General features: G+C 41.7%; 11 protein-coding genes and 2 pseudogenes. 7 read left to right on the top strand and 6 right to left on the bottom strand.

The features are described from left to right. Nucleotides 1-39 precede the first annotated feature (39 nt). Together J502_RS10890 and J502_RS17150 are read left to right on the top strand one after the other, a co-directional pair. Nucleotides 40-408: an MbcA/ParS/Xre antitoxin family protein gene (locus tag J502_RS10890; RefSeq protein WP_034684109.1), complete on the top strand. Its 369-nt coding sequence runs from the start codon at nt 40-42 to the stop codon at nt 406-408. A gap of 283 nt (nt 409-691) precedes the next feature. Next, nucleotides 692-952 carry a helix-turn-helix domain-containing protein gene (locus J502_RS17150; protein WP_004647603.1) on the top strand — a complete coding sequence of 87 codons (261 nt, stop codon included), beginning with the start codon at nt 692-694 and terminating at the stop codon, nt 950-952. 4 nt (nt 953-956) lie between these two features. On the opposite strand, the pseudogene J502_RS16830 reads toward J502_RS17150, so the two are convergent. Next, nucleotides 957-1,586 (bottom strand): annotated as a pseudogene (locus J502_RS16830) (aconitase family protein); the annotation flags it as partial. Between the two features lie 379 nt (nt 1,587-1,965). Here J502_RS16830 and J502_RS10875 point away from each other — a divergent pair. Beyond that, the gene (locus J502_RS10875; protein WP_034684105.1) at nt 1,966-2,274 is read left to right on the top strand and encodes a helix-turn-helix transcriptional regulator; all 309 of its coding nucleotides are present in this window, start codon (nt 1,966-1,968) and stop codon (nt 2,272-2,274) included. Beyond that, nucleotides 2,271-3,560 (top strand): type II toxin-antitoxin system HipA family toxin, encoded by a 1,290-nt coding sequence (locus J502_RS10870; protein WP_034684103.1) that lies wholly within the window; start codon nt 2,271-2,273, stop codon nt 3,558-3,560. The genes J502_RS10875 and J502_RS10870 overlap by 4 nt, the downstream gene beginning before the upstream one ends. 18 nt (nt 3,561-3,578) lie before the next feature. On the opposite strand, the gene J502_RS10865 is transcribed toward J502_RS10870, so the two are convergent. Then, nucleotides 3,579-6,926, bottom strand: a complete 3,348-nt coding sequence (locus tag J502_RS10865; protein ID WP_005233294.1) for a DEAD/DEAH box helicase — start codon at nt 6,924-6,926, stop codon at nt 3,579-3,581. A gap of 247 nt (nt 6,927-7,173) precedes the next feature. Between J502_RS10865 and J502_RS17145 the strand changes: the two are divergent. Next, nucleotides 7,174-7,409: pseudogene (locus J502_RS17145) on the top strand (hypothetical protein); the annotation flags it as partial. Between the two features lie 29 nt (nt 7,410-7,438). Here the strand turns inward: J502_RS17145 and J502_RS10855 are convergent. Genes J502_RS10855 through ptsP form a run of 3 tightly spaced genes read right to left on the bottom strand, consistent with a single transcriptional unit; the run spans nt 7,439 to nt 12,929 of the window. Beyond that, nucleotides 7,439-9,121 carry a fructose-specific PTS transporter subunit EIIC gene (locus J502_RS10855; protein ID WP_004883948.1) on the bottom strand — a complete coding sequence of 561 codons (1,683 nt, stop codon included), beginning with the start codon at nt 9,119-9,121 and terminating at the stop codon, nt 7,439-7,441. Between the two features lie 4 nt (nt 9,122-9,125). Next, nucleotides 9,126-10,058, bottom strand: a complete 933-nt coding sequence (gene pfkB / locus J502_RS10850; RefSeq protein WP_004883949.1) for a 1-phosphofructokinase — start codon at nt 10,056-10,058, stop codon at nt 9,126-9,128. Nucleotides 10,059-10,064: 6 nt separating this feature from the next. After that, the gene (gene ptsP, locus J502_RS10845) at nt 10,065-12,929 is read right to left on the bottom strand and encodes a phosphoenolpyruvate--protein phosphotransferase (RefSeq protein WP_005233291.1); all 2,865 of its coding nucleotides are present in this window, start codon (nt 12,927-12,929) and stop codon (nt 10,065-10,067) included. Nucleotides 12,930-13,193: 264 nt separating this feature from the next. On the opposite strand from ptsP, the gene J502_RS10840 reads away from it, so the two are divergent. Next, nucleotides 13,194-13,697, top strand: a complete 504-nt coding sequence (locus tag J502_RS10840) for a LexA family protein (RefSeq protein ID WP_034580556.1) — start codon at nt 13,194-13,196, stop codon at nt 13,695-13,697. Between the two features lie 23 nt (nt 13,698-13,720). Next, nucleotides 13,721-15,019 carry a Y-family DNA polymerase gene (locus J502_RS10835; RefSeq protein ID WP_034684101.1) on the top strand — a complete coding sequence of 433 codons (1,299 nt, stop codon included), beginning with the start codon at nt 13,721-13,723 and terminating at the stop codon, nt 15,017-15,019. 173 nt (nt 15,020-15,192) lie between these two features. On the opposite strand, the gene J502_RS10830 is transcribed toward J502_RS10835, so the two are convergent. After that, on the bottom strand, nt 15,193-15,518 hold a 326-nt coding region (locus tag J502_RS10830; RefSeq protein ID WP_034684099.1), incomplete at its 5' end, for an integrase core domain-containing protein.

The raw sequence follows: 15,518 nt of genomic DNA, 5'->3' as shown, positions 1-15,518 counted from the left end.
AACTCTAGGTATCAGCAACGTCTGAAACTGAGATCAGTCATGCATAAAACGTCAGAAAAAATTGCAAAACAAAAAAAAGTATTAACTAAAGCTGTTTTATCATCTGCAAAACAACTTGGTTTGACACTGGACCAGCTTGCTATCGTTATCAATTTAGATTCAGTGGAAACTTTAAATTCGCTTGAGTTAGATCCCGATTCAAGTCAGGGAGAACTCGCAATTATTTTAATTCGTATTGCGATATCACTAGATGCTCTAACAGGTGGAGAGGCTAAATGGATGCAGCATTTTATGAAGTCACCAAATAAGCTAACCAAAGGCATTCCGATAAAACAGATTCAGACTACTCAGGGATTAGCTACAGTATTAAACGTAGTCGAAGGACTTCGGCTTCAGGGTAAATATTAAGAATATATAAAGCTTCATTACACAGAAAATTAAAAGTCATAATTTTGTCTAATAATTCAAATTCAAGGTATAAGAAGTTTCTCTTCTCAAGAGGTATACAACTGCCTCATTATTGAGAACTACCATACATATATGGATTCTATTAACCTAATTTGAGGCTAAATTGAATCTTATAAGTTCAATTTAGCTATTCAAGAATCATTATAAAAGTTTGCTATATAGCGAATATTAACCATAATTAGTTAAAAGTTTGCTATATGGCTAACAAATTTCGGGAGAAAAAATGGCTACACGAGGTGAAATAGGTAAAGAAATACGTTTGGCAAGAAAAGGGTTAGGCTATACACAGAAAAGCCTTGCAGAAAAAACTCAAGTCAATAAAACAACAATTTCAGAGATGGAAAATGGCCATTTTACAGGTTCATTTGACATATTTGAACGTGTGCTTGATGGTGTTGGTTTACAATTCGAAGTGAATAAAAAAAAGCATAAATTGCCGCAGTGGGATGAAATTGAAGAAATATTTTCAGAATATGATGAATAAATTGTGAATCGGTACCGAATAAGGTATCAGAAAAGGCAAAGCCCTGCCCATCGACCTCATTGCTCCAGACCACTTGTGCCAGATATTCCAGATTGACCTGATGGCAAATTCCGGTTCTTGGCGGCACCACGCGAAACTGATTGAGCACCGCCTGCCCCCAACGTAGAAACTGGTAGCGCTCGCCATTGCGTTGCATCTCAATGGCGATATTCTACTCAAAAGCTTGCGGGCTAGCAAAGTAATCGACCATCACCCAGTGATCGATGACTAAATCCACTGGTGACAACGGATTAATTTTTTCCGGATCACCACCGGCTTCGGCCACTGCTGCACGCATTGCAGCAAGATCAACCACTGCAGGAACACCGGTAAAATCCTGCATCAGGACTCGTGCCGGACGATACTGGATTTCCTGTTCTGAAGTTCGATCGTTAAGCCATCCTGCCAAGGCGTGAATATGCTCGGTTTTCACCGTGAGCTGATCTTCAAAACGTAGTAAATTTTCCAGCAAGACTTTTAAAGTTTTTGGTAGTCGGGACAGGTCACCTAACTGCACTTGCAATTTAGACAGGTTGAAAATCTGATAGTGTTCTGAACCGACGGTTAATGTTTCTAAAGTATTAAAACTATTGATATTACTATACTTAGCCGTCTAGTTTCCCTCCGGCTTGATATGCTATTTTTATGATCACAGTCAACCATTCCTTTACTTACTGTATGCTAACTGCACGGCGGGGTTGTTATTATTTATTATCAGATTGCGCTAGGCAGTTAAATGCAGGGCTGCCAGGAAATTTTGCCAGAGAGTTGCCAACAGTTCAGATCTGGCTGCCAATTACGTAAGGAGATTAAGGTAAATTGAACCGCGTATTTTAACTGTATTTTCAGAGTGATTTCAGATCACTACGTAGCTAAGGCTTTTATAGATCGAAATGATAAAGTCATAAATTGCTTTTCAAAAAAAGAAACTAATATGTTTCTTACAGAACCTAAAAGCAATAAATGTATCTACAATGAATAAATCTTTACTTCAGCAAATCAAAAAAAGACGAACCCAATTGGGTTTAAAGCAAGTTGATATGCAATCCCGTACAGGCATTTCAAGACAGCAGTACCAAAAACTGGAAAGTCAGGGCAACCCTCGATTAGAGACTTTAGAAATTATAGCGGCAGGATTAAATGCTCAACTGATGCTCATCCCTGATGATAAGGTTCATTTGATCAGACAATTATTGAATGATGGAATTAAAGTCACTATTGAAGATCAGGATGACTTAATGACTAACCCATGGAAGGGTCTTCTCGGAGGAGAGGAACCATGAATACTGTTGCCGTCCTGAAATTAACATTACATCACTGTATCGTTGGATACTTGGCAGGATTTCAGAGCGGAAAAAATATTCTGGTTTTTACAGATTCCTTCCGCTCTGATCAGCAACGCCCGACCTTGAGCCTGCTGACTTCCCCCTTGTATCCTCAAGTGGATAGGATTTTAGAAAAGACCTATGTTACACATCAGCGTTTACATCCCTTGCTATCAAACTTGCTACCAGAAGGTGCATTACGCGAACTGATTGCACAAAGCCTCAAAGTACATATAGACAATGAATTTCAGTTATTGGCAGCTTTAGGTCATGATTTACCTGGAGCACTCATTGCGACTCCATTAGATCCAGAAGAAATTCCAGATGAAATAAAATTCAAACTGCAGATCTCTAATCCAGATCAGATCTTAAAACAGGAGATCCGAACAGATAATAAGTTTTCCTTGGCCGGCGTCCAAATGAAGTTTTCCATGAAAGCCAAAGATGGGCGTTTTACACTAGTCCAGGCAACGGAATCGTCTCTACACGGGGACTGGATTGTCAAAACTCCTTCTTCCAGACATGCTTTTGTTCCGCTAAATGAATATCCTATGATGAGCCTTGCCAAAATGGTCGGAATAGATGTCTCTGAGATTCGCTTGGTGGATATGGCACTCTTACAAAACCTTCCACCATTAAATTTACCCCAAGAGCAATATGCTTTTGCAATCAAAAGATTTGATAGACAGAGTACTGCTGATACTACAGAGCTTATTCACATCGAAGACTTTGCTCAGATCTTCGGTGCATATCCACAGCAGAAATACAGCACCACAAATTATGAGCAGATAGGAAAGATCATTTATCAATTTTCATATAACAAAATTCTTGATATTCAGCAAGTTGCCAGCCACTTACTTGTCAACATTTTGCTCGCCAATGGAGATGCACACTTAAAAAACTGGAGTATGATTTATCAGGACAAAAGAACACCAAGATTATCTCCCGCATACGATATATTGATGACTAGTGTATATATTGAAAATGAGCTTCATTTCGCATTGAATCTTGCCAAAAATAAAGATTGGTATTTAGCTGAGATGAAACACTTTGAACAATGGGCTGAAAAAGTCGGTGTTCCATGGCGTGTTATTGAAAAACAACTTCACGCGATCATGGACAAAGCACGGTCAGTATGGCAAGTGCTATTACTAGACTTACCTATGTTTTCTGTTCATAAAGAAAAATTAAGAGAACATTGGAAAAAATTGCATCCAGACTTTCAGATACTTACAGATGATTAGAGGAAACCTGTAACCAAGCTAAAATTTCTCAAACAATTTCATCACATCATTTTCCGTCAGTTTCACTTCTCCCTCATGATCTGTGCTTAGAATAGACTGTGCCAGTTCTGCTTTATTCTGCTGCAAGGCAATAATTTTTTCTTCTATGCTTTTATTGGTAATCAGCTTATACACAAATACCGGCTTGTCCTGTCCAATCCGCCATGCACGATCTGAAGCTTGATCTTCAGCAGCAGGGTTCCACCATGGATCATAGTGAATGACCGTATCTGCGGCAGTTAGATTCAGACCAACCCCTCCTGCTTTCAGACTGATTAAAAATACCGGCACTTGTCCAGACTGAAATGCTGTAATGACTTCATCTCGCTTTTTGGTCTTTCCAGTCAGCTTCACATAGCCAATTTCTGCGTGATGGAGCTGTTGTTCAATCAGTTCCAACATTGAGGTAAACTGAGAGAAAATAAGAATTTTTCGTCCCTCTTCCACCATTGGAACAACCATATCCATCAACTGTTCAAGTTTGGCAGAATACGCCTGCCCGGTTTTAACTGAATCCAGTTTCAGCAAGCTAGGATGACAACAGACCTGACGCAGCTTCAGCAAGGCATCTAAAATTTGGATTTGACTACGCTTAAAGCCTTTTTCTGCCACAATTTTCTGAATATTTGCCTGCATCGTGGCGCGAACAGCCTCGTATAGCTTGGATTGCTGCTCATTCATGTCAATATTGACTTCAATCGTGGTTTTTTCAGGCAATTCCTTGGCAACGTCAGTTTTCAAGCGACGTAAAATAAAGGGTTTAATGCGGTTTACCAACTTTTGCCTTAACTGCTGATCACCGCGTTTTTCAATAGGATAGCGGTACTTTTTATTAAAGATTTCTTGTGAATATAAAAATCCTGGCATTAGAAAATAAAATAGTGCCCACAGCTCACCCAAATGATTTTCCATAGGTGTACCAGTTAGACATAGACGATGTCGCGCTGTTAATTGCCGTACTACCTGTGCAGCTTTGGCACGCGGATTTTTAATATTCTGCGCTTCATCCAGAATGAGTTGATGATATTCATATTGCTTCAGTTGCTCTTCATCTCTCGCCAAGAGCGGGTAGGTGGTTAACACAATATCATAGTGTGAAATCTGCTCAAAATACTGATGGCGGTCGGGGCCTTGTAGCAGCAGTACCTTGAGCTCAGGGGTAAATTTTTCCGCTTCTTTGAACCAGTTATGCATCAGCGATGTGGGTGCAACAATTAAGGCGGGTCTGTCCTGCAAATGACCAGCCTGCTTTTCCATGAGTAAGTGGGCTAAAGTTTGTGCTGTTTTACCCAAACCCATATCATCCGCCAGAATCCCGCCATGCTGGGTTTCCCTTAAAAACTGTAACCAGCCTAGGCCCTGCTGCTGGTATGGACGTAATTCCCCCTGAAAACCTTGTGGTGTCGGCAGTTGTTGCTGATAGCCTTGTTTGAATTTCTGCGCAAATTGCTGCAGGCGATTACTGACCTGCCACACCATCCCCAGATGATGTTGTAATTCTAATAGTTGACTCGCATCATAGCGATCTATGCTACGCTCTTCTTGCTGTAAAATGCTCTGCAGATGCAACAATACCGGCTTAATGTCCTTTGCGGATAAAGCCAAATCTGGTTGATCCGCTGCAGTTTTCAGGGTGAAAATGTGACTGTCATTCAGATGACCAAAAATCCGTGGATCAAGTAAATCAGGCTGTTCTTTCACCAAAGCCACAAGTGCATCGAGTAAATCATAGCTATTGCCTGCACTGTCCTGAACGGTCGCCCCGATATTGAACCAGTCTTGTTGGCTTTCAGATTCAGTGATGGAAATATTTAAATTTTCAACATATTGCAGCTTAAATGGGCTGTGTTCCAGATGCTCTATCTGCCATCCAATCAATTCAATTTGATTGATGGGCATCAGCTGTTTGATCCAGTCTCCATAGAACGCAAAAACCATAGAATCAAGACGTTGTTTATCCAGTTTTAATTGCTGGTAATAATTAAGATCTTTCACCCACTTCAGTGATTCGACCAATAGCTGTAAACGCTGGATTGACTGTTGTTCCTGAACTAAGTTCCGAAGCTGTCGCACCATTTTGCCATGCTGCTCACCAATAAAACTGTCACCTGATGTACCTGCTTTTATTCGTCCGCCTACATAGGAGAATTCAATTTCGGCACAAACAGACTCTTCCCATTTCCAATCAAATTTATCTAAAACACCGAAGCGTAAAATTGGCTGGGGACTTCCCTCAAGGACATCAATATGCTGAATAGACTCGGGCTGAGGTAGATTTTTCACGTCTGAATATTGATGAGTCAGTTTCTCAAACTCTGGCAAGAGCATAGATGGAAGATCAGGCATCTGTAAAAAATGGTACAGAAGATTTGCCGTATATTCACCATATAACTGGCCCACCGTGTTCTGTTGAATATCCACATAACACGGTGGCTGGCTCGCGAGAATCTGAATATGTGGATTTAATTTCAAATCGAGTCGAATATCACCATTGACCAATTCAATGTTTAAATGCTCTGTCTGTTGTTTAGCCCCTTGTTCCCATCTAAATTCGATGTTGTAGCCTTGTTCTGACCATTGAAGTGCAGTATGGCTCTTTTTTTGCCAGTACACATCGCCACTTTGAATAAAAGATTTGAAATGCTCCAATAAAATGCTGGAGATATCGAGATTGCTTTGATAAAAGCGTTCGTCACTGTTTATTTTGGCATAATAATAAATCTGGTTAAATAATTGTCGTTTTTGTTCAGGTAAAGTCAGATGCTTTCTGGTGATATTTTCATATTGGGTATAATAACTTTCCCCCGCAATTGAGCCATTTTTATTGCGTCTGGCCTTCTGAACATCAACTGTCAATTTCTTTAAGCTGACAGACTGATCTAGCAGGTAAATTAAATAATTGTTTGTTTTGACAGATTGCTCTGGTTCAGTCTGTTGTAAATACCGTTTAAAATCATTCAACCAGCGCTGCGCCTGATCATCCCCCCGTTGGCGTTTTGCGATTCCCTGCGGGGATTGAGAGTCAGCATAACGCTGCTGAAATTCCTGACGATATTCTTGAAAGAATAACCGCGCTAAAGCAGCAGCATGTTTACAGTTATATCCAACCGGACAAGTGCAATCGTCATCGATTAAACGGTCTTTTTGGGGATTATAGGTAATTGCAGTATCGTAATAATCTGTCCCTTCAATTTGGGCATACATCGTAACCCCGTCTTTGTCCTCAAAGAATTCAATCGTTTCCCTATCAATGTGTTTAGCATAGCTCAGACTGCGCTGAAGGGTTGCAGTACTAAAGCGAGATAGAAAATTGATCAATGAGGACATAATTACCAGAAACCAAAAATGTTTATACAATTATAACGGACAAAGCTGTCATTTCAGAACAGTAGTGCTCGCCAACGTATCAAAAGGAAATAAATCCATGCTCAAAAACTTAATGTTTACTACAATGGATGGGGTGAATATTGGCTTTGGGGTACATTGGTCTCCTCAACCGCAATCACAGGTCGGCCATTAATCGCCTTTGAATACAGTGCAGAAGCGATCAGTAGAGGTTTAGAACTTTCCTGCACATCAAATGGATATCATGGGTGAGGCACTGAATATTCCTCGACAAGCTCTTGTGAAACTTGGTACTCAGGAAGCGGAACTTTGTGTCCAAGAAGTTGATGAAATTATTGGCTCGATTTGTAAGGTTGCAATCCGGTTCAGCAATATCGCTCATGACCTACTACCTGGACAAATTCAAGCAGAGACTCTCCAACTGATCCAAATTGGATTGAGCATAATATTCATTTATTGCACTAAATAGCTTTCACAAAGCTTCTATGAAGGGCTTATTCTAACCGTTGTTTTATCACGGCATAAGCTACACCAGTCACCACACTTCCAATCGCAATCGCCAATAAATATTTTAATGGATAATTCATCGCATTCGGAATGATCAGCACCATTACACCGCCATGCGGAGTGACTAGTTCACATTTAAATAATGCAACCAAAGCCCCAGTTACAGCACCACCTGCGATCGCGCATGGAAGCACTCGAATCGGGTCTTTGGCAGCAAACGGAATAGCACCTTCCGAAATGAAACATAGGCCCAGAACTACAGCAGCCTTCCCTGCATCTTGCTCAGGTTTGGTAAATTTATACTTTGCCAGAAAAGTTGCAATTGCCATACCCAATGGCGGTACCATACCCGCAGCCATGGTAATCGCCATCGGTCCGTATGTTTGTGACGTAAGTAAGCCCACCGTAAAGGCATAAGCCGCTTTATTTATTGGCCCTCCAACATCAATACACATCATACTCCCAAGGATAATCCCCATGATCATGGCATTGGTCGTCCCCATATTGGCAAGGAAGTGTGTGAGTAATTCAAACAATTGTGCAACAGGCTGTCCAACCACATAAATCATGATTAAACCAACAGCTAAACTGGCCAATAGTGGAATAATCAATATTGGTTTTAATGCTTCTAAGCTACTTGGGAGTTTAAGCTGCTTCGATAAAAATAACGCAATATAACCTGCAATAAAACCTGCAACTAATCCACCGAGAAAGCCTGCCTCTAATTGTGTGGCAAGTAAACCGCCAATCAAACCTGGAGTTAAACCCGGACGATCCGCAATAGAATAAGCAATGTAACCTGCCAGCATAGGTACCATAAGAGTAAATGCTGCAGCACCTATTTGCTTTAAGGATGCGGCAAAGCTTCCTTCAACAGGATTGAGGCCAAACATAAACGAGATGGCAATGATCAAACCGCCCGCCACCACCATCGGCAGCATGAAAGATACCCCTGTTAAAAGGTGTTTATAAATTCCAGTTTTTTCTTTGTTTTCATTTTCTGTCTTAGTGGCTGTTTGCTTACCCGTTTCAAGCACTTTGGCCTCAGCAATTGCATTTGCAAAAGTCTTATCCGTTTGCTTAAGGGCAAATCCTGTACTGCAGCGATATACACGTTTGCCTACAAAGCGATCTGTATTGACCTCAATATCCGTTGCTAAGATCACCACATCTGCTTTGGCAATACTTTCTGCCGATAAAATATTTTTAGCCCCAACCGATCCTTGGGTTTCAACATCAATCTGATACCCGTGCTTTACTGCCCCCTGTTGTAAGGCTTCGGCCGCCATAAACGTATGCGCAACACCAGTTGGACATGCTGTAATGGCGACAAACCGTGTAATCCCTACATTGGCTGCAGTAGTTTCATCTAAAGCATCTGAATGCTCAAGAACTTGTTGCAAAAGCATGATCGCATCGTGTTGTGCGTTATTCAAACCAATGACTTTCACAACCTTGTCACGCAGTTGATCCGCATCTACCGACTTCTGTCCAACAAAAACAACTGTATCAATAACATTTGATAAATCGAGATGCTCGACTGATGTCGCCACATCATTGGAAATACCAAGTGCTGTCGCTGCTTTGGAGAGTTTTTTGGCCAAAATCACTGCATTAATCGGCTGCTCGGGACTATGTGGCACAAATAAAATATGTTTTATCTCTTGCATCGTATTAACTCAATGATTGGACTGAGATTTGCGATTTCAAATCTTCAATAACAGCAAAGTCTGGAAGGGCAAACCCAATTTGGGTCACAGCGTTGCTCGCAATTGCGGTTGCTGTTTTCAATGTTTCTTCTGGGGAAGTTGAACTCAACAAGCCATGAATCATACCTGCCAGCAAGGAATCTCCCGCACCCACCGTACTTTGGACGGTGACTTTCGGTGCAGTAGCATGCAGGGGTTGCGTGCGGTGAAGCCAGTTCACTCCGTTTTCACCCATCGAGACCACAATATGTTCGATCTGACTATTTAAACTGGCAAAAAGATGCTGCTGTTCTGCAAACGTTTCTGCTGGCAAATGGTAGGTTTCCGTCAACTCATCTGTATTAGGCTTAATCAACCAAGGATGGGCAGCAATTGCTGCTTTCAACGCAACACCACTGGTATCTACTGCGACTTTTTTACCAGCAGACTGTAACCATAGAATCAGTGTCGAAAGCTCTTCTGCAGAAAACCCTTGTGGCAAACTGCCAGCAATCACAATCACATCAACTTCTAAAATCAGTTGAGATAAACGTTCACATAGTTGTTGTTTTGCTGAGGTATCTACAAAAAAGCCCTTGCCATTGATGTCAGTCATCTGACCAGAAGCTTCTGCAACTTTAATGTTTTGTCGTGTTTCACCTGCAACATAAATAAATTGGTTATCAAATTGCTCTTGCTGGATATGATGGTCAAAAATTTGACGGTTGTCTTGCCCCAAAAAGCCACTCACAATCAGTTCATGTCCCAAATCCTTAAGGACCTGTGCCACGTTTAAGCCTTTACCTGCTGCATGGCTTTGGGCCGTTAACTGACGATTGACCTCGCCAACTTTTAGTTGATCCAATTGCACGGTGAGGTCAATTGCAGGATTCAGAGTAATGCTTAATATCTTAGCCATTCGTAATTACTCCACCAATGCACGTACGGCAGTTGCACTGTCACAACTTAAGGCTTGCTGAGCGACCTGTTGGCAATTTATATAGTTCAAACCACGAATTTGCGCCTTCACCAATGGAATACTGGTACTCGACATACTCAACTCATCCACGCCCAAGCCTATCAATACAGGCACAGCTTTTGGATCAGCAGCCAATTCACCACAAATGCCCACCCATTTACCATGCTGATGTGCTGCCCGAACAGTTTGATCAATCAATAACAAAATACTCGGATGTAAACCATCAGCTTCAGCAGACAACAGTGGATGACCACGGTCAATCGCCAGAGTATATTGAGTCAAGTCATTGGTTCCAATACTAAAAAAATCAACTTCTTGAGCAAGAATTGGAGCCAACAATGCTGCCGCAGGAACCTCAATCATAATACCGACTTGTAAGTTTTCACATGGATGCTGTATGCGAACCTCATCCAAAATTGCTTTTGCCGCTCGCCATTCTTCAACCCGCCCAATCATCGGAAACATAATTCTTAATGGGCGATTATCTGCTGCTTTAAGTAAAGCAACCAATTGCTGACGTAACAACTCTGGCTTACGTAAAGTCAGACGAATACCACGTAAGCCCAAGAATGGATTTTCTTCCTTTTCAATAGGCAAATACGGCAAAGGTTTGTCCCCGCCCACATCAAGTGTACGTACCACTAATGGACGATCCGCCAAAGCATCTAACACCACCCGATAATCGGCTTCCTGTGTAGCCTCATCAGGCGCACTGCTGTGTGACATAAAGACCAATTCTGTGCGTAGCAAACCAATTGCTTCTGCCCCATCGGCCACAGCCTGTATCGTAGCGCCCACTTTGCCAATATTGGCTGCGATTTCAACTTGATGTTGATCCAGTGTGATGGCAGGTTCTAAACAATGCTGTTCCGCTTGTTCTCGCAACTCACGCTGGCGTTGGCGCTCTGCAATGGCATGATCAATCTGATTTTGCTCGGGTGAGACCACATACTCACCACTATCCCCATTAATTAGCACTGTGGCATGGTTCTCAATATTTAAAACAGCTACACCCGCACCTACGACTGCTGGAATAGCCAGAGCACGTGCCACAATAGCACTATGGGCACTCGCTCCACCAACCGCGGTCAAAATGCCTGCAACACGATCTTTATTCAGACGCGCTACATCACTCGGGCCAACATCATGCATAATTAAGATATAAGGTTGCTCGGGTTCTGTGACATCGGCCACACCGCACAAAGCAGCCAAAACACGCTCACCAATATCCCTTAAATCAGCCGCACGCTCTGCCAGTAAACGATCGCTAAGTGCAGCCTGTGCGGTAGCAGCCACTTCAATATGATCATGCCAAGCTGCTGCAGCAGACAACCCTTGCTTTAAACCGCGTTGTACACTTTGGAGGAGGTCTGGATCATCCAGCATTTCCAAATGTGCCATGAATATCTGCTTAATGGCAGTAGATTCAGTATGTGCAATGAATTGACGTAAGTTATTTTTCACCTGATGAAGTGCAATTTCAAGCTTTTCATTCTCAGCTTTAAAACTCTGTCCGCGACGTTCATAACTAAATTCATGTGGCTTCACCACATGTGCAGGACCAAAAGCAAGGCCAGTTGATGCCGCAATACCGCAGCTACCCGTATCGCCATGTGATTCAAAAGGCATTAATTCCAAATTATTTACGACTGGGGCACTACTGCTATGCTGATGAGATACAAGGTCAACAGCTTCAACTTCTTCTCCTAAACCTTGTTGAACTGCATCAATAATCTGTTCTAAGCCTGCTACAGCATCGGTATCGGGTTGTGCAATAAAAGTCAGAGTTTGACCACGACGACACCCCATGGCTAATAATTTGGTTAAACTTTTTGCCGAAACGTAAGCCCCCTCATCTACAGCAACGAGAATATCCCCTGCAAATTTCTTGGTCATATTGACCAAGTGTGTCGCGGGACGTGCATGTAGACCATGAGCGTTAGCTAAGACAATACGACGAGATGGCCAATCAGGAATCAGTTCAGCACCAATTAACTGCGCCAACTGGTGACTATCTTGCTCTTGGTTGAGGGTATGAACTTGTTCAGTATCAAACAAAATATCCATTAACCGTTGAAACCGTTGCATATCCAGTTGCTCATTACTGGCAATACACACCAAAGTCTTGAGCATTTCCTGCTGATGGCTTAAAACCTGTTCCGCTTTTACCAAACTTACAGCTGGGCTCAAAACATGCTGGTTAGAAGTGATCGACCAGACCCCCTCCCCTAAATGAATCATGCTGTTTAGGTTTAAACCCGACAGAAAACCACACTCCACCATTTTTTGCTGTTTCAGCAACTGTGTTGCCTGCCAAATTAAATCTTCTACATCAAGTGCAGGAACTTGGGTGGCGATTAAATTTTCATGCAATGCCAAAGATGCGGGTTGGGCTTGTAATAATGCGATAATTTGCTCTGCAGATTGAGCCTGTTTCACTTGATCAGCGACATCATTAATTAAAGCTCGCGTCAAAATTTGTAAGACTTGCAAATGCTCATCTGATTTCGCAGCAATCACCACTGCTAAATAAATTTTATTTTCACCGTCCCAAACAACTCCTTCAGGAAAGTGTGCCAGACGAATACCAGTTTTTAAAATACATTGGCGAGACTGAGGCGTCCCATGCGGAATGGCAATTCCTTGCCCTAAATACGTTGCACTTTGTTGTTCGCGCACGGTCAACCCATGAATATAATCAGGTGTAACCAATTGGTCTTCGACTAAGATATCGACTAGACATTGCAACGCTTGTGCCTTATCAGTGGCGTGTTGTTTCATTCGAACATGTTGTATATCTAGCGCGAGCATAAAACGTCCTTGCAAAGCAGCATAGTGAGAAGCCATGCTTTTTTACTGCAGAAAAAATAAGTCGAATTCTACTCAGGATTTACACAAAAATCTGTATTTTTTGATTTTATCTTCATGATCATCATTACGACGCAATTAAGAAACGACGAGATTCTCCAGAGCTCAGTGTTGCGATAGTTGGGTTTAGTTCTAATTGAACCGCTCTATCTGATTTCAGGGGGTATATTTTACTTTTTTCATCGGATCACTACGCTTCGCTACGTCTTGAGAAGCAATGCGTCTCATCTCAGAAAGTTTGGTCTCCGACAAACCCGGTACGGTTCACCGTGCTTTAATGATATTGCTTCAATCTCTGTTGTAGAGTCATCCACCTACATGAAAATTCCTTTAGCCGCTGAGAAAATCGCTGCTGGCTTTCCATCCCCTGCCCAAGACTATGTAGATAAAACTCTAGACATGAATGAACACTTGATTAGAAATGAAGCAGCAACCTTTGTGGTGAAAGTCGCTTCACTTTCTATGCGAGATGCAGGTATTGAGATTGATGATGAACTGATTGTAGACCGAAGTATTGACGCCAAACATGAAGACATCGTGATTGCACTGATCGACAATGATTTCACTGTAAAACGCTTAATGATCGAAAATAATTATCGTTGGCTTAAAGCTGAAAATCCAGATTGCTCAGACATTCATCTGCAAGATGGCCAGGAAATGGTGATTTGGGGTGTGGTTACTTTTGTCATTAAGTCATTTAGAAATCGTTAATTTCTTTATTGGTTTCCTGCCCAATGACCATATATTCTCAGAAAATCTACGCTTTAGTAGACATTAATAATTGCTATGTGAGTTGTGAGCGCATCTTTAACCCTGGTCTAAAAGATAAACCAGTAATTGTCCTGTCTAATAATGATGGCTGCGCTGTAGCCCGCTCTCAAGAGGCCAAGGACCTAGGCATTAAGATGGGTGTTCCTCTATTTCAGATCAAGGACATCGTTGAACAGCATCAGGTCCAAGTGCTTTCTAGCAATTATGCCCTGTATACAGAGATGTCACGCAGATTCATGAAAGTCCTGTCCGACTTTGTTTCTCCTAAAGAACAGGAGATTTACTCTATTGATGAATGTTTTCTCGATCTGACAGCCCATGCGGGAAATTACGACTTAACTGACTATACCCAGCACATTCGTCAGCGTATTTTTTCTTGGCTTGGTTTACCAGTATGTATTGGCATTGGCAGATCTAAGACAGAAGCAAAACTAGCAAACCACATTGCGAAAAAGAATGTTTATCTGAACGGTGTATGCAACCTAGTTTCAATGGATCCTTGCTCTGCTGAAGATCTGTACCAAGCTATAGAAGTGAGTGAAATCTGGGGAGTTGGCAGGAAGCACAGCCAAAAGCTCAACAGCATGGGGATACACTCAGTCATGGATTTCATTATGGCTTCGCCTCTGATGATCAGAGATCAGTTTTCTATCGTCATGCATAGGACATTACTGGAATTGCAGGGTGTTTCATGTATAGAGCTAGAGCATACGCGGGCACCAAAAAAGCAGATTGTTGCAAGCCGTTCTTTTGGACAAAGGATTTACCATATTGACGACTTAAAAGAAGCTATGAGCCTCTATGTGCAAGATGCAGTTACTCGTTTAAGAGGTGAAAATTTATTGTGTGGTTATATAATTGGCTTCGTACAATCTAACCCGTTTGACACGTATAGACCTTATTACAGCAAGTCAGCTGCAGTGACTTTACAAGAACCTACTGACAACCTGTTAGTGTTCTCTAAAATTGCTACCACGATGATTGATGACTTGTATACCAAAGATATTGCCTTTAAGAAATGTGGCGTGATCTTGACGTGCCTGGAGCCTAAAGCTTCCCATATTTATGACCTGTTCACTGACATGAAGCAAATAAGCTTAGACAATAACCTGATGGATTCACTTGAGGAAATCCATCATAAGTTTGGCAAAACCAAGCTGGCTTTAGGAGCAAGTACGTTACCGAATAGAACCTGGAACATGTCAAGAGATCGGCTAACTCAAAACTACTTCAAGTGGGATCAATTATTGAATGTGAAATAATTTGAATGATTTATTTCCTGCCAAATTTTGGCACTTACTTGGACAAGATTTGCAAAAAAGTTAGATGTTAAACAACAGCCTCAACTTTTCAAATTAGTAAAATCATCAATAGATAAATTGTACTAGCTCAAACCTGATCTGACAGTTACCCATTTTTTATTGTGCCTGTCAGGTTAAATTTGAGCTAAATTCTTCTCAGCCCAAATCCGTTTTCCATCAAGTAAAGTTTCAAGTGGTGTACGACCACAGCACATTTTTCCTTGATGAGTCCGTTCAGTATTATAGAATTTCAGCCAATCGTCTAGATCAACTTGTAATTCTTCCAATGAGCTATAAAGCTTCTTCCTAAACGTAATTTGATAGAACTCCTGCAAAATCGTCTTATGGAAACGCTCACAGATACCATTTGTTTGCGGCGAAGCTGCTTTTGTCTTCGTGTGATCAATATCATTAACTGCCAGATACAACTCATAGTCATGTTGTTCTACCTTACCGCAAT

The organism is Acinetobacter sp. 1294596 (assembly GCF_000582925.1).
GTDB lineage: Bacteria > Pseudomonadota > Gammaproteobacteria > Pseudomonadales > Moraxellaceae > Acinetobacter > Acinetobacter radioresistens.
This window is presented reverse-complemented; position numbering and strand designations above follow the sequence as displayed.

Bases quoted from the DNA above. Each gene is read 5' to 3' on its own strand.
- J502_RS10855 (WP_004883948.1), bottom strand. From the start codon at position 9,121: ATGCAAGAGATAAAACATATTTTATTTGTGCCACATAGTCCCGAGCAG.
- ptsP (WP_005233291.1), bottom strand. From the start codon at position 12,929: ATGCTCGCGCTAGATATACAACATGTTCGAATGAAACAACACGCCACT.
- J502_RS10835 (WP_034684101.1), top strand. From the start codon at position 13,721: ATGACCATATATTCTCAGAAAATCTACGCTTTAGTAGACATTAATAAT.
- J502_RS10890 (WP_034684109.1), top strand. From the start codon at position 40: ATGCATAAAACGTCAGAAAAAATTGCAAAACAAAAAAAAGTATTAACT.
- J502_RS10865 (WP_005233294.1), bottom strand. From the start codon at position 6,926: ATGTCCTCATTGATCAATTTTCTATCTCGCTTTAGTACTGCAACCCTT.
- J502_RS10875 (WP_034684105.1), top strand. From the start codon at position 1,966: ATGAATAAATCTTTACTTCAGCAAATCAAAAAAAGACGAACCCAATTG.
- J502_RS10870 (WP_034684103.1), top strand. From the start codon at position 2,271: ATGAATACTGTTGCCGTCCTGAAATTAACATTACATCACTGTATCGTT.
- pfkB (WP_004883949.1), bottom strand. From the start codon at position 10,058: ATGGCTAAGATATTAAGCATTACTCTGAATCCTGCAATTGACCTCACC.
- J502_RS17150 (WP_004647603.1), top strand. From the start codon at position 692: ATGGCTACACGAGGTGAAATAGGTAAAGAAATACGTTTGGCAAGAAAA.